The 20,167-nt window shown below is 66.7% G+C and carries 15 protein-coding genes; 8 read left to right on the forward strand and 7 right to left on the reverse strand.

All coding sequences use genetic code 11. The features are described 5' to 3' along the window. Nucleotides 1-56 precede the first annotated feature (56 nt). Complete coding sequence (gene gyrB, locus ACP15I_RS09220) at nt 57-2,474, reverse strand: DNA topoisomerase (ATP-hydrolyzing) subunit B (RefSeq protein ID WP_424974833.1); 2,418 nt, start codon at nt 2,472-2,474, stop codon at nt 57-59. 219 nt (nt 2,475-2,693) lie between these two features. Between gyrB and ACP15I_RS09225 the strand changes: the two genes are divergently transcribed. From ACP15I_RS09225 to ACP15I_RS09240, 4 genes are read left to right on the forward strand one after another with little or no spacing between them, the layout of a single operon-like run. Next, nucleotides 2,694-3,350, forward strand: a complete 657-nt coding sequence (locus ACP15I_RS09225) for an ABC transporter ATP-binding protein (RefSeq protein ID WP_424974834.1) — start codon at nt 2,694-2,696, stop codon at nt 3,348-3,350. Then, entirely contained in the window at nt 3,350-5,752 is a 2,403-nt protein-coding gene (locus ACP15I_RS09230; protein WP_424974835.1) for an FtsX-like permease family protein, read from the forward strand. The genes ACP15I_RS09225 and ACP15I_RS09230 overlap by 1 nt, the downstream gene beginning before the upstream one ends. Before the next feature lie 10 nt (nt 5,753-5,762). After that, the gene (locus tag ACP15I_RS09235; RefSeq protein WP_424974836.1) at nt 5,763-6,812 is read left to right on the forward strand and encodes a lipocalin-like domain-containing protein; all 1,050 of its coding nucleotides are present in this window, start codon (nt 5,763-5,765) and stop codon (nt 6,810-6,812) included. Next, a complete protein-coding gene (locus tag ACP15I_RS09240; protein ID WP_424974837.1) occupies nt 6,805-7,365 on the forward strand; it encodes a pyridoxamine 5'-phosphate oxidase family protein in 561 nt (186 codons plus the stop codon). Before ACP15I_RS09235 ends, ACP15I_RS09240 begins: the two co-directional genes overlap by 8 nt. Before the next feature lie 6 nt (nt 7,366-7,371). Here the strand turns inward: ACP15I_RS09240 and ACP15I_RS09245 are convergent, their stop codons facing one another. Further along, on the reverse strand, nt 7,372-8,850 hold the full coding sequence (locus ACP15I_RS09245; protein ID WP_424974838.1) for an alpha/beta fold hydrolase: 1,479 nt from the start codon (nt 8,848-8,850) through the stop codon (nt 7,372-7,374). Between the two features lie 93 nt (nt 8,851-8,943). Here ACP15I_RS09245 and selD point away from each other — a divergent pair, with 93 nt between their 5' ends. Then, nucleotides 8,944-11,082 (forward strand): selenide, water dikinase SelD, encoded by a 2,139-nt coding sequence (gene selD / locus ACP15I_RS09250; RefSeq protein WP_424974839.1) that lies wholly within the window; start codon nt 8,944-8,946, stop codon nt 11,080-11,082. Here the strand turns inward: selD and mnmH are convergent. Continuing rightward, entirely contained in the window at nt 11,079-12,140 is a 1,062-nt protein-coding gene (mnmH, locus tag ACP15I_RS09255; RefSeq protein WP_424974840.1) for a tRNA 2-selenouridine(34) synthase MnmH, read from the reverse strand. The genes selD and mnmH overlap by 4 nt on opposite strands. Nucleotides 12,141-12,179: 39 nt before the next feature. Continuing rightward, nucleotides 12,180-13,079 (reverse strand): rhodanese-related sulfurtransferase, encoded by a 900-nt coding sequence (locus ACP15I_RS09260; RefSeq protein ID WP_424974842.1) that lies wholly within the window; start codon nt 13,077-13,079, stop codon nt 12,180-12,182. Nucleotides 13,080-13,181: 102 nt separating this feature from the next. Between ACP15I_RS09260 and pncA the strand changes: the two genes are divergently transcribed. The 3 genes from pncA to pncB all read left to right on the forward strand — a co-directional run bounded on the left by pncA (nt 13,182) and on the right by pncB (nt 17,511). Then, nucleotides 13,182-13,784, forward strand: coding sequence for a bifunctional nicotinamidase/pyrazinamidase (gene pncA, locus ACP15I_RS09265; protein WP_424974843.1), 603 nt, complete (start codon nt 13,182-13,184; stop codon nt 13,782-13,784). A gap of 79 nt (nt 13,785-13,863) precedes the next feature. Then, nucleotides 13,864-16,134 (forward strand): ATP-binding protein, encoded by a 2,271-nt coding sequence (locus ACP15I_RS09270; RefSeq protein WP_424974844.1) that lies wholly within the window; start codon nt 13,864-13,866, stop codon nt 16,132-16,134. Nucleotides 16,135-16,218: 84 nt separating this feature from the next. Beyond that, complete coding sequence (pncB, locus tag ACP15I_RS09275; RefSeq protein ID WP_424974845.1) at nt 16,219-17,511, forward strand: nicotinate phosphoribosyltransferase; 1,293 nt, start codon at nt 16,219-16,221, stop codon at nt 17,509-17,511. Here pncB and ACP15I_RS09280 read toward each other — a convergent pair. The 3 genes from ACP15I_RS09280 to arfB are packed head-to-tail and all read right to left on the reverse strand — an operon-like array spanning nt 17,501 to nt 20,132. Then, the gene (locus ACP15I_RS09280; protein WP_424974846.1) at nt 17,501-18,460 is read right to left on the reverse strand and encodes a phosphotransferase enzyme family protein; all 960 of its coding nucleotides are present in this window, start codon (nt 18,458-18,460) and stop codon (nt 17,501-17,503) included. The two genes, pncB and ACP15I_RS09280, sit on opposite strands and share 11 nt — an antisense overlap. Continuing rightward, nucleotides 18,448-19,713, reverse strand: coding sequence for an aspartate aminotransferase family protein (locus ACP15I_RS09285; protein WP_424974847.1), 1,266 nt, complete (start codon nt 19,711-19,713; stop codon nt 18,448-18,450). The genes ACP15I_RS09280 and ACP15I_RS09285 overlap by 13 nt, the downstream gene beginning before the upstream one ends. Continuing rightward, a complete protein-coding gene (arfB, locus tag ACP15I_RS09290) occupies nt 19,710-20,132 on the reverse strand; it encodes an alternative ribosome rescue aminoacyl-tRNA hydrolase ArfB (RefSeq protein ID WP_424974848.1) in 423 nt (140 codons plus the stop codon). Before arfB ends, ACP15I_RS09285 begins: the two co-directional genes overlap by 4 nt. Nucleotides 20,133-20,167: the final 35 nt, after the last annotated feature.

Consider the following 20,167-nt stretch of genomic DNA (forward strand, 5'->3'; position numbering starts at 1 on the left):
AGGAGAAACCCCGCAGCCGAAACTGCGGGGTCTGTTCGGTGGCGACGGACCTGCGTCTAGAAGTCGAGATTCTCGACGCTCAGAGCGTTCTGCTGGATGAAGGCGCGGCGCGGTTCGACCACGTCCCCCATCAGCTTGGTGAAGATGTCATCGGCATCGGCCACATCCTCGATCTGTACCTGCAGAAGCGTGCGCGCCTCGGGGTCTAGGGTCGTTTCCCAGAGCTGATCCGGGTTCATCTCGCCCAGACCCTTGTACCGCTGCAGGGACTGGCCCTTCTCCCCCTCGTCGAGGATCGCCTTGAGCAGGGCGAGCGGGCCATGGATCATCTGATCCCGTTCCTTGCGGGTCAGGCGTGCGGGGTCGCGATAGACCTCGCGGCTTTCACGCGAGACCGAGGACAGCTTGCGCGCCTCGCCGGAGCGGAGCACCGCGCCATCCAGCGTGCGGATCTCCTCGACCCCGCGCAGCACGCGGCTCAGCCGGATGCCGTGATCCTGCGTGATGCGTCCCTGCCAGCCGCGTTCATACTCGACGGCCACAAGGTCGAGCCGCTTGGCCACGGAATCGGCCACCTGTTGCAGGTCGTCATCGGCGCGACCCGGGTCGAACGCCCCGGCAATCGCGGCCTGTTCGAGGATCGGGCGCGGGTAATGGGTCGGAAAGGCGTCAAGGATGCGCTTGAACTGCCGTGCAGCCTCGACCACCCGGGCAAGGTCCTGTCCGGCGATCTCTTCGCCTGCGGGCAGGCGCAGCACGGCGCCTTCGATCCCTTGGGCGATCAGGTGATCCTCCAGCGCCGCCTGGTCCTTGAGGTAGACCTCGGACTTGCCACGCGCGACTTTGTAGAGCGGCGGCTGCGCGATGTAGAGATAGCCGCCCTCGATGATCTCAGGCATCTGCCGGAAAAAGAAGGTCAGCAGCAGCGTCCGGATATGCGCGCCGTCCACATCCGCGTCCGTCATGATGACGATCTTGTGGTAGCGCAGCTTCGAGATGTCGAACTCGTCCCGCCCGATCCCGGTGCCGAGCGCGGTGATCAGGGTCCCGATCTCCTGGCTCGACAGCATCCTGTCGAACCGCGCACGTTCCACGTTCAGGATCTTGCCGCGCAGGGGCAGAACCGCCTGATTGTGCCGCGAGCGTCCCTGTTTGGCCGAGCCCCCGGCGCTGTCCCCCTCCACGAGGAAGATCTCGGAATTCGCCGGATCCTTCTCTTGGCAATCGGCGAGCTTGCCGGGCAGGGAGGCCACGTCCATCGCCGTCTTGCGCCGGGTCAGTTCCCGCGCCTTGCGGGCGGCCTCGCGGGCGAGCGCGGCCTCGATGATCTTGCCGACGATCTGCTTGGCCTGTGCCGGGTTCTCTTCGAACCACTCGCCGAGCTTCTCGTTGACGAGACCCTCAACGGCGGGCCGAACCTCGGAGGAGACGAGCTTGTCTTTCGTCTGGCTCGAGAATTTCGGATCCGGCACTTTCACCGACAACACGCAGGTCAGTCCTTCGCGCGCGTCATCGCCGGTGAAGTTCACCTTCTCGCGCTTCGCGATGCCGCTGGATTGTGCGTAGGAGTTGATCGTCCGGGTCAACGCACCGCGAAAACCTGCGAGATGGGTGCCGCCATCGCGCTGCGGGATGTTATTGGTGAAGGGCAGAACCGTCTCATGATAGCTGTCGTTCCACCACATGGCGACCTCGACCCCGATCCCGTCCTTCTCACCTTCCATGAAGATCGGCGCGTCCATCACGGCGGTTTTCGAGCGGTCGAGATATTTCACGAACTCGCGCACGCCACCTTCGTAGAACAGGTCCGAACGGAGCGGTTCCGCCGGGCGCTCATCCTCGAGGATGATCCGCACCCCGGAATTCAGGAAAGCCAGCTCGCGCAGACGGGTTTCCAGCGTCTTGAAGACATATTCGAGGTTCGAGAACGTGTCGGTCGAGGCGAGGAAGCGGACCTCGGTCCCCTTGCGGCCCTCGGCATCACCAACCACGCGCAGATGCTCGGTGGTCACTCCGCCCTCGAAGCGGGCGTAATGCTCCTTGCCGTCGCGCCAGATCCGCAGTTCCAGCCAGTCCGACAGGGCGTTCACAACCGACACGCCCACCCCGTGCAGACCGCCCGAGACCTTGTAGGAGTTGCTGTCGAACTTCCCGCCCGCATGGAGCTGGGTCATGATGACCTCGGCGGCGCTGACGCCTTCCTCCTCATGCAGACCGACGGGAATTCCGCGTCCATTATCGCTCACGGAAACGCTCGAATCCGCGTGGATTTTGACCGTTACGGCGTCCGCGTGACCGGCCAGCGCTTCGTCGATGCCGTTATCCACGACCTCGTAAACCATGTGGTGCAGGCCCGAGCCATCATCGGTGTCACCGATATACATGCCCGGACGCTTTCGCACAGCCTCCAAGCCCTTGAGAACCTTAATGGAATCGGCACCATAATCCTCGGGCGCCTGCGCGGTCTCTGCCATGAGAGCCTTCCTGTTGTTTTCTTTAAGTTTATACAAGCCTTGGGGGGGGATGTCACGCGGTTGCAACAAGATATAGCGGTTTTGGCCCGGGCCGCCGGGCCGCTGACGGGGGTGGGGCTTGCCGCCGTGGCGACAGGTCGCCATCACGGGGCCGTACCGGCTCTGCGGGCGACAAGCGGTCACCGCGCCCTAGGTAGGCCGAGGAAGGAGAAACCCCCCATGGTTCTGCAACTGCGCGGTGTCACGAAATCCTATCAGACCACCGATGGACCGCTGCCGGTTTTGCGCGGCGTCGATCTGGGCCTGAACGCAGGCGAGACGCTCGCCCTGACCGGCGAGAGCGGGTCGGGCAAGAGCACGCTTTTGCATCTGGTGGGCGGTCTCGACACCCCGGATGCGGGGGTGATCGAGGTCGCGGGCGCGGATGTGGCGCGGATGGATGACACCGCCCGCGCGGCCCTGCGCCGCGAGACGGTTGGGGTCGTATTTCAGCAGTTCAACCTGATCCCTGCACTGGATGTGGCGGCCAATCTGTCCTTTCAGGCGCGGCTTGCCGGGCGGCACGATCCGGACTGGCAGGCGCAACTCGCCGAGCGTCTGGGTCTCGCATCCTATCTGCAGCGGTATCCGGAACAGCTGTCCGGGGGGCAGCAGCAACGCGTCGCCATCGGACGCGCGCTGGCCACGCGCCCGGCGATCCTGTTGGCGGATGAGCCGACTGGCAATCTTGACGAGGGGACGGCGGATGCGGTGCTGGCGCTGATGCTCGAGCTGGTCGAAGAGACCGAGGCGGCGCTGCTCATGGTCACCCATTCCGAGCGTCTGGCCGACCGGATGGCGCGGCGGGTTCATCTGCGTCGCGGGCAGACAAGCTGATGCGGCGCACCGCGCTTTCGGGGATGATGGCCCATTGGCGGCGTCATCCGGGGCAGTTCCTGACCCTGATCCTCGGGCTTGCGCTGGCCACGGCGCTCTGGTCCGGGGTGCAGGCGATCAATGCGGAGGCGCGGTCGAGCTATGCCACCGCGGCCGCCGCGCTTGGTCAGGACGAGCTGAACCAGCTGGTGGATCCATCGGGCCCGATCCCCGAGGCGACCTATATCGCCCTGCGCCGGGCTGGCTGGGGCGTGTCGCCGGTACTGGAGGGACGGATCACCCGGGATCTCGGGGTGATCCGGGTGCTGGGGATCGACCCGATCACCGCGCCGCCCCAGGCCCAGATGGTCGATCTGAGCGCGCCGGGGGACTTGCTGGCCTTCATGGCCGGGCGCGCCTATGCGCCACCGGAACTCGCCGCCCAGCTCGGGCCGCGGTTCGAGGGGCAGGAGGTGCGGGTGGCCGCCAGCCTGCCCGCCGGGACGTTGATGATGGATGTGGGGCAGGCTCAGCGCGTGCTCGACCGTCCGGGGCAGGTCACGCGCCTGCTGGTCTGGGCCGAGCACCCCCTGACCCGCCGCCCGCTCGCCGAGATTGCCCCCGCCCTGCAGGAGGCCACGCCCGAGGATCGCGGAGATGTCGCCCGGCTCACGGACAGTTTCCACCTCAACCTCACGGCTTTCGGGTTTCTGTCCTTTGCGGTCGGGCTGTTCATCGTCCATGCCGCGATCGGCCTCGCCTTCGAGCAGCGGCGACCGACCTTTCGCACCTTGCGCGCGCTGGGCGTGCCCGCCCGCACGCTGGTTGGCCTGCTGGCGGCGGAGGTGCTGGTGCTGTCGCTGGTGGCCGGAGTGATCGGTGTCGCTTTGGGCTATGCGATTGCGGCGGCGCTTCTGCCGGATGTGGCCGCGACCTTGCAAGGGCTCTACGGGGCGAGCGTGGATGGCGCGCTCAGCCTGCGGCCCAGCTGGTGGATTGCCGGGCTCGCCATCTCGGTACTGGGCGCGATCGCGGCGGCGACGCAGAGCCTCTGGCGGCTCTGGCACCTGCCGGTGCTGGCCCCGGCGCAACCCCGGGCCTGGGCGCGCGCCTCGGCCCGGTCCATGCGGGTGCAGGGTGGCGTGGCGGCGGGGATGATACTGCTGGGTCTCATCCTGCTCTTTGCCGGGCAGGGGTTGGTGGCGGCCTTTGCGATGCTGGCGCTGCTGCTGCTGGGGGCGGCCCTGGCCCTGCCGGTTGTTCTCTCGGCCGCGCTGGGATTGGGCGCGCGTGGGGCGCGCTCCGTACTGGGCCAGTGGTTCTGGGCTGATACGCGGCAGCAATTGCCGGGCCTGTCGCTGGCCCTGATGGCGCTGCTGCTGGCGTTGTCGGCCAATATCGGGGTGGGGACCATGGTGGGCAGTTTTCGCCTGACCTTCACCGGCTGGCTCGATCAACGCCTCGCCTCCGAGCTCTACGTGACCGCCCGCTCCGAGGCCGAGGCAGCAGAGCTGCGCGCCTTTCTCGCCCCGCGCAGCACCGCAATCCTGCCGATCTGGAGCGTCGAGGCCGCCCTGCCCGGAGGACCCGGCGAGATCTTTGGCGTGGCGGATCACCCAACCTATCGGGACAACTGGCCCCTGCTGACGGCGGTCCCGGAGGTCTGGAACCGCGTGGCCAATGGGTCCGGCATCCTGATCAACGAGCAATTGTCGCGCCGCGAAGGGCTCCGCCCCGGGGACCGGCTCGCACTGCCGGGCCCGTGGGAGGCCGAGATCGTCGGGGTCTATTCCGACTACGGCAACCCGCAGGGGCAGGTCATGGTCGGGCTCAGCCGCTTCGAGGCGCAATTCCCGCAGGCCGCGCAACTGCGCTACGCCGTGCGCCTGCCGCCGGACGAGACGGAGGCGGTGATGACCGCCCTGCAGCGCGAGTTCGGCCTGCCCTCCAGCACGATGATCGATCAGGCAACGGTCAAGGCGATCTCGCTCGCGGTGTTCGAACGGACCTTTACGGTGACCGCCGCGCTCAATGTGCTGACCCTCGGGGTGGCGGCGATTGCCATGCTCACCAGCCTGCTGACGCTTGCGCGGATGCGGGTGCCCCAGCTGGCGCCGGTCTGGGCGCTGGGCCTGACCCGGCGACGGCTCGCTGGGCTGGAACTGATGCGCGCTGCGCTCCTTGCGGCGCTGACGGCGGTGCTGGCCCTGCCCGTGGGCCTCGTGCTGGCCTGGGCCTTGCTCGCGGTCGTCAATGTCGAGGCCTTTGGCTGGCGGTTGCCCATGCATCTCTTCCCCGCCGTCTGGCTACGCCTCGCGGTGCTGGCGCTGGCCGCGGCGCTGCTCGCCTCAGCCTGGCCGGTGCTGCGGCTGGCGCGCACGGCGCCCTCGGATCTGTTGAAGGTGTTTGCCAATGAACGTTAGCGCGCTCTGGATGGCCCTTGCCCTGCTCGTTGCGCCCGTTGCCGCGCTGGGACAGGGGTTCGCCGGGCTTGGGTCGACAACAGCGGATGGCTTTGCCCAGCCCGCGCCCGACCCGGTCTTTGATTTTCCGACAGATCACGGGCCGCATCCGAATTACAGGATCGAATGGTGGTACCTGACCGCGAATCTGCGCGGCGCGGATGGGCGCGACTACGGGTTGCAATGGACGCTCTTTCGTTCGGCGCTGGAGCCGCGCCGGACCGAGGGCTGGGACAGTCCGCAGATCTGGATGGGCCATGCGGGGCTTACGACACCCGAGCGTCATTTCGTGGCCGAACGCTTTGCCCGGGATGGCACCGGGCAGGCCGGGGTCACCGCCGAGCCCTTTGCCGCGTGGATCGATGACTGGCAGATGACCGGACTGGCGCCGGTGGGGGCCGATGCGATCTCGGCCCTGCGGCTGACGGCATCGGGGCGCGACTTCGCCTATGACATGACCCTGAACGCGGAGGGGCCCTTGGTGCCGCAAGGGGCGGGGGGCTACTCGGTGAAATCCGCAAGCGGGCAGGCCAGCTACTACTATTCGCAGCCCTTCTATCGGCTCACGGGCACGCTCACCCTTCCCGACGGTCCGGTGGAGGTCAGCGGGACCGCATGGCTCGACCGGGAATGGTCGAGCCAGCCCCTGGATGAGGGGCAGACCGGGTGGGACTGGTTCTCGCTCCACCTCGACGGTGGTGACGAGGTCATGGGCTTCCGCCTGCGGGATCGGGCGGGGGCCGATTACACGGCGGCCACGTGGATCGCGCCGGATGGTACGCCGGCCCCCCTGCCCAATGGCGCGTTTCAGGTCACCGAACAGAGCGTCACCGAGGTCGCCGGGCGACAGGTGCCCACGGAATGGCGCGTGCAGATCCCGAGCCGTGGGCTCGATATCGTAACCCGGCCGCTGAATGCCCAGAGCTGGATGGACACGCTCTTTCCCTATTGGGAAGGCCCGATCCGGTTTGAGGGCAGCCATCGCGGTCAGGGCTATCTGGAGATGACAGGATATGAGTGATTGGTACACAGAATTGGACAGCACGCTTGACCAAGTCTGGCAGCTGCTCGGCCGTGCGACCCGAGATCCGAAAAGCCCCCTGCGCACGCCTGTCATGGCCACGGTGGGGGCTGATGGTCACCCGGATGCGCGGGTTGTGGTGCTGCGTGATGCTGCACGTAGTGCGGGTGTCCTTGAGGTCCACACCGATCGGAGATCAAAGAAAGTCAAAGACTTAGAATCCTGCCCGCTGGTAACATTTTGCGCCTGGCTGCCAAAAGCTGATTTACAGGTGCGTATTAAAACGATAGCTACTGTAGCCAGCGGTCCTGACGTTTTGTCCTTGTGGCAATCGATGTCCGAGGCCGCCCGCCGGGTCTATGGCGGTGTGCCTGCTCCGGGAATGTTGCTTGCGCATCCCTCGGAGTTTGGTATCCGCCCGGACCCGGCGGATCTAGCGCGCCTGCGCTGTGACATCACCGAAATCGAGACCTTGCATCTGGGCCGTGAGCTGCATCGGCGTGCCCGGTTTCGGCGTGACGAGGACTGGGTCGGATCCTGGCGCGCGCCCTGAGGGCTGTCAGAGGGCGAACATCGGAAAGCTCACCCCGAGGGACCAGGCGAGGATCAGGCCGAGCGCGACGCCGACACTGCCGACGGCCCCGGTTCGGCGGCCCAGCCAAGCCCCCATCGTGCCGAACACCACGAAATAGAGGACGATCACCGGCAGGATGATCAACAGGAAGAACAGCCCTTCCAGATCCAGCGCAACCGCGATGGCCAGGGAAACGAAGAAGCCCAGCTTCGCCACGATCCGACGCCAGAGCGCTGCGGTTCCGCCACCGCTCAGCCAGGTATCGGCGAGCATATAGGCCACGGCGCCCAGAGCGATGGCGAGGATGATCACCATCCGTCCGGCATGGGGCATGAAGGAGGCCACATAGCGGTCCAGCGCGCCTCCGAAAACAGCAATCCCGTAGATCAGCAGTGCCAGCCCGACCCATGGATGCCATCCGCCGGGCCGATAGCCGCGCAACCACAGCACGCCGCCCGCCAACCCGCCAAAGACGAGCAGATGCAATGCGAGATAGTCTGCCACCAGAACCGGCAGGATCTTCAGGTCCACGGGCCACAGGACCAGCGGCGTCACGATGCTCGCCGCTCCCAGTGCCATCCAGTAGTCTCGCCGGGGCAGTGGGGCGGGCTGCGCGAGCCCCTTCGGTGCCAGCCGCGAGAGGGGCCAGGCCAACCCGACCAGTCCCGCCAACAAGAGCGCGATCCACCCGCCCGTGGTTGCCAAAGCCGCTGAGGACGTCCGGCCATAGCTCTCGTCGAGCCAATCCCGCGCGGCCTGAAGGCTGGTCGCGGCATAGAGCACGCCCACATGTTCTACATGCGGGGCGACCACGGCCCGCCGGGTGACATCGCCGGATGCCACGGTCTCGCCCTCCTCCGCGGACGGATCGACCAGACGCAGCACCCGGAGCGCCTCGGCCCGGAGCGCGGCCTCCCACGCGCCGGAAATGGCGATCAGTCGCCGGGGCTCGCTCGCCGAGACCGCCTGGCTGAACATCGAGATCGCAACGGTCGCCGAAACCCGGGGATCGGCCAGCGTCTGGCGGACGATCACATCCGAGGCCATGGAATGGCCCAGCAGAGCGACGCGCCCATCCACCCCTTGCAGGGACAGGGCGTAATCCGTCACCCGCCCTGTCTCGGCCATCAGAAGCTGTGTCGTCCCGTCGATCCGGGTCACGTCGCCGGACATGGGCACCGGATTGCGGCCGTGCCCCTCGAAATCAAAGCTCACCGCCACATAGCCCGCCCGGGCGAGGGTCAGGGCGAAGGCCTCCATCAACTGGCGCGACCCGGCAAAGCCGTGGGCGATCACCACGGCCGGCGCCGGATCCGCACCGGCGGTGCGATAGACTGTCACCGGGGTCTCGCCCACCACATCGTGCCGGATCTCGAGCCCGGCGCGCGCCCCTTCGAGCCGCCAGACCGCGAGGCCCACCGCACAAACCGACAGGATCAGGACCAGCCAGCGCAACCAATTCATCGTGAGGATCCTCTCTTGCGGCACCTCGGCCCCTCGCACGGATGCGGTGGGGCTGCTACGCCTTGGCGCGACAATGTAGTGGAGCCCGCCCCGATGCAAAGCCCTCTTCCCCTGACGCGTGATCTGGTTCTGATCGGTGGGGGCCATACCCATGCGCTGGTGCTGCGCCAATGGGGGATGAACCCGCTACCGGGGGTGCGGCTGACGCTGATCGACCCGCATCCCAGCGCGCCCTATTCCGGGATGCTACCGGGGCATATCGCGGGGCATTACGCGCGCAGGGATCTCGAGATTGATCTGGTGAAACTCGCACGGTTCGCCGGGGCGCGCCTGATCCTCGGGCGGGCCGAGGGGCTGGATATGGCCGCGCGCGAAGTGCATGTGCCGGGCCGTCCGCCGGTGCGCTATGACATCGCGGCGCTGGATATCGGCGTGACCTCGCGCCTGCCACAGCTGCCGGGCTTTGCTGAACATGCGCTGGCGGCCAAGCCCCTGGGGCGTTTCGCGGATCACTGGGAAAGCTTCGCCGCCAATCCGCCCGCCGAGCCCCATGTGGTCGTGCTGGGCGCGGGGGTGGCGGGGGTCGAACTGGCCATGGCCTGCGCCCACCGGCTGGGCGAAGAGGCGCGCGTCACGGTGGTGGAGGCCGGGGTCGACATCCTCGCGGGCATGACCCCCCACACGCGGGCGGCGCTGGCCGATGAGCTGGCCGCGCAGGGCATCACCGTGGAGCTGAACGCCCGCGCGGCGCGTATCGCGGCGGATCACGTGGCGCTTGAGGATGGGCGGGTGTTGCGCGCGGATGTGGTGATCGGGGCGACCGGGGCGCGGCCCCAGGGCTGGCTGACCGAGACCGGGCTGGCGCTGGTCGAGGGGTTCATCGCCGTGGACACCCAGCTCCGCTCTCTGTCCGACGACCGGATCTATGCCGCTGGCGATTGCGCCCATATGGGCTTTGCCCCGCGGCCCAAGGCAGGTGTGTACGCGGTACGCCAAGCCCCGATCCTGCTGGCCAATCTGCGCGCGGATCTGACTGGCAAGACCCGCAAACGCTACAGCCCGCAAAAGGACTACCTCAAGCTGATCTCCACCGGGCGCAAGGCGGCGATTGCCGACAAGGCCGGGATGCGCAGCTCTGGCGGGTGGCTCTGGCGGTTGAAGGATCGGATCGACCGCAAGTTCATGGACAAGTTCCATACCTTGCCCGCCATGTCCGCGCCGGACCTGCCCCGGGATGCGCCCCCCAGTCTGCGCGCAGCACTGGGCGATACGCCGCTCTGTGGCGGTTGCGGGGCCAAGGTTGGGGCGTCGGCGCTGGACGGGGCCCTTGCGACGCTGCCCGCTCCCCAGCATCCCGACACCCTGTCCGGCCCCGGGGATGATGCGGCGCTGCTGCGTCACGGAGCGGGCCAACAGGTGATTTCGACCGATCATCTGCGCGCCTTTGTCGAGGATCCCTACCTGATGACCCGGATCACCCTGCAACACGCGCTGGGCGATGTCTGGGCCATGGGGGCGGAGCCGCAGGCAGTGCTGTCGCAGATCATCCTGCCCCGCGCCACGCCCGAGCTGCATGCGGGGATGCTGGCCGAGATCACTGCCGCAGCGCAGGAGGGCGTGCGCGCCGTGGGCGCGGATCTTGTCGGCGGGCATACGAGCATCGGCGCCGAGCTGACACTGGGGTTCACGGTGACGGGGCTTGTCCCCGAAGGCCGCGCCGCGATCGGGCTCGCCGGGGCGCGACCCGGGGATCGTCTGGTCCTGAGCCGCCCGATCGGGATCGGTGTTCTGTTGGCCGCCGAGATGCAAGGCGCGGCGGACGGGGCGGATATCGCCGCGCTCTGGGCCACGCTCGACGAGGGTCAGGCCGAGACCGCCCGCGCCCTTGCCCGCCATGCCCATGCCATGACGGATGTAACAGGCTTCGGGCTGGCGGGGCATCTGGCGCGGCTTTGCGCGGCGTCGGGCGTGGGGGCCACCGTGTCGCTCGCGACGGTGCCGGTCTTTGCCGGGGCCGAGGCGCTGGCAGAGCAGGGCTATCGCTCAACCATCTATCCGGAGAACCGTGCGCTCTTGCCCGATCTGCCCGATCAGACAGCGCGGCAGAAGCTTCTCTTTGATCCGCAGACGGCGGGCGGGCTGCTGGCTGCGGTGCCTGCGGGGCTGAACCTGCCGGGTGTGGTCGAGATCGGCGAGATCACGGCGGAGGCGGGTCTGCGCCTGTCCGACTAGCGGTTGAGCGACCGCAAGGCGTCCGCGACCTGACGCGCCGTGTTTGCGATCTCTGCGGGGTCCAGCGCCGTTTGCGAGAGCGCCAGATCCAGCGCCGCGCCGGGCTTTGCCTTGCGGTTGCGGCGGTAGAGCGGGTCGTAATGCACCGCCATCAGGCTGTCGGCGAGGGGCTCGAAAGCCTGCTCGGTGACCATCTGCTGCCAGTCATCCACTTGCGCATGGCCGTGCAGCTTGCGGAACGGTTCCAGCCGCGCGGCGAGATCCTCGGGCCGCGCCAGCAGGTCGGCATAGCTGCGCATCAGGTAGCGCGCCCGGGCCGCACGGGGCACGGAGAGAACCAGCCGGGGCGCGGATTTCATCGCCTGCCAGATCGCGGGGGGCAGGTTGATCCGCCCGACCTTGGAGCTTTCGGCCTCCACCACCACCGGGCGCGCCGGGTCGAGCGCGGTGATCGCGGCAGCGAGTTCGCTCTCGAACCCTTTCTGGGCCGGTTGCGCGTCGGCATAGGCCCCCAGAAGCGAGCCGCGATGATGGGCGAGCCCCTCGAGATCGATGACCTGAAACCCCTCCTGCGGCAGCAGGTTCAGAAGGTCCGTCTTGCCCGACCCCGTATCCCCGTCGAGCAGCAGCACCGGGCAGGGAAAGGCCGCCTCGTAAAGCGCGCTCTGCACCAGGCGGCGATAGCTCTGATACCCGCCCTTGAGGACATCCGCGCGCCAGCCGACCTGCTGCAAAATGCCGGTAAACGAGCCCGAGCGTTGCCCGCCGCGCCAGCAATAGACCAACGGGCGATAGCCGCCGCCCTTGCCGGCCAGATGGGTCTCCAGATGCCGGGCGGCGTTGCGCGCGACCATGGCGGCCCCCATCTTGCGGGCGCGAAACGGGCTGTCCTGCACATAGACGGTGCCCACCTCGGCACGTTCGGCATTGGACAGAACCGGCAGGCTCACGGCACCGGGCACATGGTCTTCGGCGTATTCGGCGGGCGAGCGTACATCGATGATCTCGTCGAAATCCGCGCCTTGCAGGGTCGCCAGAGAGGTCAGGGTCAGGGCCATGCCGCCCTCCTAGCGCAGGGGGGCGGGCGCGAAAAGCCCTCAGGCCAGATGCTCTTCGCCCCGGGCGCGGGCCAGTTGGATCTGTTTCTGGCGCTCGCGGAACCGGGTGCGGTCGGCCTCGCTATACTCATCCACGCAGCGCGGGCAGGTCACGCCCTCTTCATAGGCGGGGTGGGATTTCGCATCTGCGGCCAGTGGTCGGCGGCAGGCATAGCAGAGCCCATAGGGCCCGGGTTTCAGCCCGTGTCCCACGCTCACCCGCTTGTCGAAGACAAAGCACTCGCCATCCCAGAGGCTCTGATCCTCGGGCACCTCCTCGAGGTATTTCAGGATCCCGCCCTGCAGGTGGAAAACCTCGCGGACCCCCTCGCCAAGCAGGTAGTTCGTCGATTTCTCGCAGCGGATCCCCCCGGTGCAGAACATCGCGACGCGCTTGTTGTCAAAGCGTGTCTTGTTCTCTTCCCACCAGGCGGGGAAGTCGCGAAAGCTCTCGGTCTTGGGGTCGATGGCCCCGCGAAACGTACCGATCTCGACCTCGTAATCGTTGCGCGTGTCGATCACGACCACATCCTCGGCGCTGATCAGGTCGTTCCAGTCCTCCGGGCGCACATAGCGGCCCACGGCGGCGGTCGGGTCGACCTGGGGTTGACCCATGGTCACGATCTCGCGCTTGAGGCGGACTTTCAGCTTGCCAAAGGGCATCTCCGGGGCCTGGCTTTCCTTCCAGACCAGCCCGTCGCAGCCCGGCAGCGCGCGGATTGCGGCAAGGGCCGCATCGATCCCGGCGCGGGGCCCGGCGATGGTGCCGTTGATCCCCTCGGGCGCGAGCAGGAGCGAGCCCTTGACCCCGCCCGCCTCGCAAACCGCACGCAACCCCGGACGCAGGGCATCCGGCGTCTCGAAGCGGGTGAAATGATAGAGAGCGGCAACAACAAACATGGCGCGGGCTATAGCGCCTTGCACGGCGGCTTGCCAAGCGCTGCGCCTTGACGGAGCCCAGCGGCTTTTCTACGCAGGATGTGGCTCAACCCGGAGAACCTCATGTCCCATGCGCTGATCGTGATCGATGTTCAGAACGATTTCTGTCCCGGGGGCGCACTGGCCGTGGCCGACGGGGATGCGATTGTGCCGGGGATCAACGGATTGATGGCAGACGCCGAGGCGGTCGTCCTCACGCAGGACTGGCATCCGGCGGGGCACAGCTCTTTCGCGAGCAGCCATCCCGGGGCCGATCCGTTCTCCATGATCGAGATGCCCTATGGTCCGCAGGTCCTCTGGCCGGATCACTGCATTCAGGGCAGCCCGGGCGCGGCCTTTCATCCCGATCTGGCCGTAGAGGCCGGGCAGATGGTCGTCCGCAAGGGGTTTCGCCCGGGCATCGACAGCTATTCCGCCTTCTTCGAGAATGACAAGACGACGCCCACCGGGCTGGACGGGTATCTGAAAACCCGCGGTATTGACGCGGTCACGCTGGTCGGGCTTGCAACCGATTTTTGCGTACAATTCTCGGCCCTCGATGCCGCGCGGCTGGGCTTTGCGACGACGGTGCGGATGGACCTGTGCCGGGCGATCGATCTCGATGGATCCCTTGCGGCGGCGCGCAGCGCCATGGCGGCGGCAGGCGTTACTCTCAGCGAGGGCTGAGACGGGGGGACCCGTGCAGAAATTGTTAACTCTTCTCTGTGATGAAGAAGGCTCACGATCGCTCTGAACGGCGGAGCCCATGTTCTTACCAGCCCGCGAGACGCTGAACACGCGTCAGAAATTCGAGGACCGCATCAGCGCGGAAGGCCGTTTCGCGAGCTATGCGCGGGGGCGGTTAACCTATTTTCTCGGACGTCAGGTCCTCACGATCATCGGGGCCGCGATTCTCGGGGTGCTTGTCAGTCCGAAACTGGGTTTTGTCGCATTGCTCGTCGCCCTTGCGGGGGAGGCCGTGGATTGCCTGACCCTGCGGGCCTTTGTGCGGCGCGGAAACTACGGGCCGCGGGCCCGGGCCGCGTCGGTTGGAACGGCGGCGATCCAGGCGATCAGCATCTCCATCTGCGTTTGGCTGGGATGGGGCGCTACGGCGGGGCCCGAGGCGCGGTTTTTCGCGGTCGTCTACATGTGTGGTGCGGTGATCAATGCAGGGCTGGTCTATCCGTTTCACCGGCGGGCGACTGAGGCACGCCTCGTCATCTATATCATTGCGATTGCGTCTCTGTTCGCGCTGGACGGCTTTGCCGGACGGGGCAGCCATGGGCAGCTGGTCTTCGACTTTCTGGCGACGCTCATGCTGGGCTACATGGTCTACACCTTCATCCGCTTCGTTCTGCGCAGCCATACCAAGCGGATCGCCATGGAGCGGGATCTGATCCACCGCCAGGACATGCTGGACCAGTCCTTCCAAACCCTCGAAGCGCGCACGCGCGAGGCGCGCCATCTGGCGATGGTCGCCGCCAATGCCAATGACAGCGTGATCGTGACAGACCGTGAGGGGCGGATCGAATACACCAATGCAAGCTTCACCCGGGTTTCCGGCTATACGGCGGAGGAGGCCTTGGGCAAGCTTCCGGCCGAGCTGCTGAATTCGCCGAACACTGACACCGAGGCGATCGCCGCGATCTTCAAGGCGCGGGATATCCATGAACCCGTCCGGATGGAGCTGATCAACCGGACCAAGGACGGCAAGGATATCTGGGTCGAGACCAATATCACCCCCATGGTCGATGATGATGGCATCGTGCAGGGCGAGGTGGCGATCGAGCGGGACATTACCCAGGCCAAGCAGCGCGAGAAAGAGCTGGCCGATGCCAAGACTGCGGCCGAGGAAGGCGCCCGCGCCAAGGCGCAATTCCTCGCCATGGTCAGCCATGAGATCCGCACACCCTTGAACGGGATCATCGGCATGTCCGATGTTCTCCTGTCCGGGGCGCTCCAACGGGATCAACGCGAGACGGTCCAGACGATCCTGTCTTCGGGGGAGGCGTTGCTGACGATCATAAACGACATTCTTGATCTGTCGAAACTCGAGGCAGGCAAGATGGAGATCGAGACCATCCCCTTCGATCTGCGCGCCCAATTGCAGGGGGCCTTGGCGCTTATCCATCCGCTGGCCGAGGAAAAGGGGCTGTCTCTTTCTCTGACGTTCGAGGATCTGCCCGCAGACCAGTTCATGGGCGATCCCGGGCGGGTGCGGCAGGTGTTTCTCAACCTGATGGGCAACGCCATCAAGTTCACCAAGTCCGGAGGTGTGAGCGCCCGGGTGTCCGCCGTGCCCGGCCCTCAGGGCGACGAGATCCGGATCGCCGTGAAGGATACCGGCATCGGGATCCCCGAGGACAGGCTCGCGCATATCTTTGCCGCCTTTGCCCAGGCGGATGGGGCGACGACCCGACATTTCGGGGGAACCGGGCTTGGTCTGGCCATCTCGAGACAGCTTGCCCGGCAAATGGGCGGCGATATCGATGTGGCCTCCATCCCGGGGGAAGGCTCCTGTTTCACCCTGCGCTTTCTGACCCGGCCCGTGGACGCCGCGCCCACAGCCAGTACTTGCAAGGCAACTGGTGGCATCGCCGAGATCCCGCCGGACATCCGCATCCTCGTCGCGGATGACAACCGCACCAACCGCCTGCTGCTGGGCAAGCTTCTGGACCGGGTCAAACCGGGGCTGATCTTTGCGGTGGATGGGATTGAGGCGGTCGATAAGTTCCGCACCGAAGCGCCCGATCTGATCCTGATGGACATGTCCATGCCGCGCTGCGACGGGATCGAGGCCACCCGACTGATCCGCGAGATCGAGGCATTGGGCACGGCGCCCCCGGTTCCGATCCTGGCTTTGACGGCGAATGCCTTCGCATCGGATCGAGACCGGTGCCTCGAGGCGGGCATGGACGGGTTCCTGACGAAACCGATCCGTCGGCGCGACCTCTTTGCCGCGATTGCGGATTTCGCACCGGCGCATCTGCAGGCGCCTGCGGCTTCTGATACGTTGAAGACGGTCGCGCTCTAGCAACTTTGCGTCCCGGGCACAGATCGGCTATCACCGCACAAAACGCCGCTCGTCCTGACCTGGCGTGCTTGCGGAGGATGATGCGTGGTCGATATCGCGGAACGGGTCTACAACCATAATTGGAAGATCGACCCGATCATCCGATCCCTGATTGATACGGATTTCTACAAGCTGTTGATGTGCCAGTCGGTGTTTCGGAACCGGCCGGACACGCGGGTCACCTTCAGCCTCATCAACCGATCCAAGGATGTCCGCTTGGCCGAGTTGATCGATGAGGGCGAATTGCGCGAGCAGCTCGACCATATCCGGTCCCTGTCGCTCAGCCGCGGGGAATCCACATGGCTGCGCGGCAACATGTTCTACGGCAAACGTCAGATGTTCCGGTCGGATTTCATGGAGTGGTTCGAGGGCCTCAAGCTGCCGCCCTATAATCTCACCAAGCGTGACGGCCAGTATGAGCTGACCTTCGAGGGGCAATGGCATGAGGTTATGCTCTGGGAAATCCCGGCCCTGTCTGTGCTGATGGAACTGCGCTCCCGGGCGGTGCTCCATGACATGGGCAAATTCGAGCTGCAGGTCCTCTATGCCCGCGCGATGACCCGGCTCTGGGAAAAGGTCGAGCGCCTGCGCGAGATCCCCGATCTGCGGCTTGCCGATTTCGGGACCCGCAGGCGTCACTCCTTCATGTGGCAGGATCGGTGCGTGCAGGCCATGATCGAGGGGCTGGGAGAGAAGTTCGTCGGCACCTCGAACTGCCTGATCGCCATGCGGCGCGAGGTCGAAGCCATCGGCACCAACGCTCATGAACTGCCGATGGTCTATTCTGCCCTGGCGGAAAACGACGCGGAGCTGCGCACGGCGCCCTACCAGGTTCTCGCCGACTGGCACGAAGAGCATGACGGCAACCTGCGGATCATCCTGCCTGACACCTACGGCACCGAGAGCTTCCTGCGCGAGGCCCCCAACTGGCTGACCGGCTGGACCGGGATCCGTATCGACAGCGGGGATCCGGCGGCTGGGGCCGAGCGAGCCATTGCCTGGTGGACCGAGCGGGGCGAAGACCCCCGGGACAAGCTGATCATCTTCTCGGACGGGCTCGATGTGGACAAGATCGCGGAGCTGCAGGCGCAGTTCACGGGCCGGGTGCGTGTCTCGTTCGGCTGGGGCACCCTGCTGACCAATGACTTCCGCGGACTTGTGGAGGGGGACCGCCTCGCGCCGTTTTCGCTGGTGTGCAAGGCGGTGGCGGCGAATGGCCGTCCGACCGTAAAACTGAGCGACAATCCCAACAAGGCCATGGGCCCCCAGGACGAGATCGCGCGCTACAAGCGGGTGTTCGAGATGGGCGCGCAGGAGGCGATGGACGTCATCGTCTGACGCTCAGAAAATCCTCGCCTGCCAGAACGGCCTCCGCGGCGCGGAGCGCCCGCGCCTTGTAAAGCGGACCCTTGGGATGGCCCGACGGATAGCGCGGCATGACCCATGCAAGGGCACAGAAGCTGCGCAGCATCGACAGCAGCGGCAGGGCTGCGCGTTCCGCCGCGCCGAGGGGGCTCACGTCTTCATAGCCGCGCAAAACCGCGTCGCGCAGATCCGGCAGACAGGGCTCGTCGAGGCTCTGGGTCAGCGCCGTCGCCACATCATAGAGCCGGAAGCCCGGGCCGCAGTCGTCGAAATCAATGAGGGCCAGCCCCTGCTCGGTCACAAGCACATTCTCGCGCAGGGCATCGCCATGGATCAGCGGCACCTGTGCGGCCGGGGTAAGCTCTTGAAGCCGGTCGCGCGCAACGTCCCGGGCGCGCACCATCATGGAGGCTTCGGCCTCTGACAGGATCGGGCTTTCCCAATAGCGTCCCCAGATCGGTTCGGGCCCGGTCAGACCGTCGAGATCCCAGCCTTTTCGCCCTGGCGCGCGGTCCAGCGCCGGAGACGCGGTATGGAGCCGGGCCAGCAATGCGCCCAGGGCTTCGTAAAGCGCGGGAGCATTCGAGGGCAGAGGCGCGTCGCCCTGTCCAAGTGGCGCGCCCTCGACCCAGGTCACCACGCTGGCCACCGCCGCGCCTGGGCCTTGCCAGATCCAGTCGCCAGCCTTGGTGCGCTGACCCCGTGGGCAGGGAAATCCCGCAGCCGCGAGCGCATCGCAAAGCGCCAGCTCTGCGGCGATTTCGTCGATGGTCTTGTATCCGACCCGGTGCACCCGCAACGCCGCGCGCGCGCCATCAGGCAGGGTGACGGCGAAGACCGCATTCTCGCGATGGCTGAGCAATTCGGGCGTGCCGATACAGCCCCAGGCGGCCTGGGCTTCGGTTGCGATCAGCGCGGGCATGTGTCGAAGCTCGACTGCAGAACGTCCGCCAAGCGGTCCGCGTGTTCGGGGGCAAAGGGCAGAGGCGGGCGGATCTTGAGGATATGCATCTGTCGCCCGATCCGGTTGATCAGCACACAGCGGCGCTTGGTCTCTTCGGTGATCGCGTTGGCCAGCGCCGGGTCCGGGGCCCCTGTCTCATCGACCAGCTCGATGGCAAAGGCAAGCCCGCGCCCCCGAATGTCGGCAATCGCCGGATGCCGCAGCGCCTTCAGGCGCTCAAGGGTATAGGCCCCGACGCGGGCGGCGTTCTCCATCAGGCCTTCGGTCTCGATCACGTCCAGCACCGCATCCGCCGCGGCGACCGAGACGGGATTGCCGCCGAACGTGTTGAAATAGCCAAAGGCCTCGCGAAACGCGCCCATGATCTCGGGCCGGGTCACGGTGGCGGCCACCGGATGGCCATTGCCCATGGACTTGCCGAGGGTGACGATATCCGGGGCAAACCCCAGCGCCTCATGCCCCCAGAAGACATCGCCCAGCCGCCCGAAACCGGGTTGGATCTCGTCGGAAATCACCAGCCCCCCTGCCGCGCGCAGGGCTGTCAGTGCGGGGTCGAGAAATCCGTGCGGAAGGCATGGCAACCCTTCATTGGCGAAGATCGGGCAGATGATCAGGGCCGCGACCCCGTGCCCGGCGGCCTCTAACCCGGTGGCGGCGCGCGCCACCTCCGCGCCAAAGGCGGCGGCTTGTCCGTCGGCCGTGCCGCCAACAGGCTGGCGCGCATCCGGGGCGGGGATGAGGCGGACGTGATCCGGGTAACCGCCGACCGGGGGGCGCCGCGTGCTGAGCTGCGCGACCGCTGTGGTGTTGCCGTGATAGGTGTTGTCCGTCGCGATCAACCCGCGCGCACCGGTCGCCGCCTGGGCCATGCGCAGGGCGACATCGACCGCTTCGGAGCCGGTGCAGACCATGATCGCCTGGTCGAGACCGTGACCCATCCGCCCGGTCAGCCGCTCGATATAGTCCAGCACCCCGTCATGCATGTAGCGCGTGTGGGTGTTCAGAACGCCCGCCTGCCGCGCGATGGCCGCAACCACATGGGGGTGGCAATGGCCCACATGGGGCACGTTGTTGTAGCCGTCGAGATAGCGCCGACCCCGCGCATCCCAGAGCCAGACCCCCTCGCCGCGCACGATATGCAGGGGCGGGTCGTAGAAGGTCGGGACATTCGGCCCCATTAGCCGTGCGCGGCGCTCCAGCAGGTCGGTCATTCGCGATCCTGCACCCGACCGCGCAGGGCCTTGACCTGCCCGCGCTGGGTCTTGGCGTCGAGCCGCCGGCGTTTCGATCCGAGGGTCGGTTTGGTCGGGATGCGCCGGGTCGGGCGTTTCAGGGCATCGCGGATCAGGGTTGCGAGCCGTTCCCGCGCAATCTCGCGGTTGCGGGCCTGGCTGCGGGTTTCGTCCACCTGCAGGATCAGCGCGCCGTCCTTGGTCCAGCGTCGTCCGGCCAGCCGCTTGAGCCGGGCCTTGACCGGCTCGGGGAGGTTCGGGCTCCGCGCGGCCTCGAACCGGAGCTCGACCGCCGTCGAGACCTTGTTCACATTCTGACCGCCCGGCCCGGAGGATCGGATGAAGGTTTCCGTCATCTCCCAGTCCTGCAAGGTGATGGTCTCGCTGATCTGCAACATGGGGTGCTGTCTCGGTCGCTGGTTCTACGGTGATA

The sequence above is a fragment of the Dinoroseobacter sp. S124A genome (assembly GCF_049801015.1).
GTDB lineage: Bacteria > Pseudomonadota > Alphaproteobacteria > Rhodobacterales > Rhodobacteraceae > Dinoroseobacter.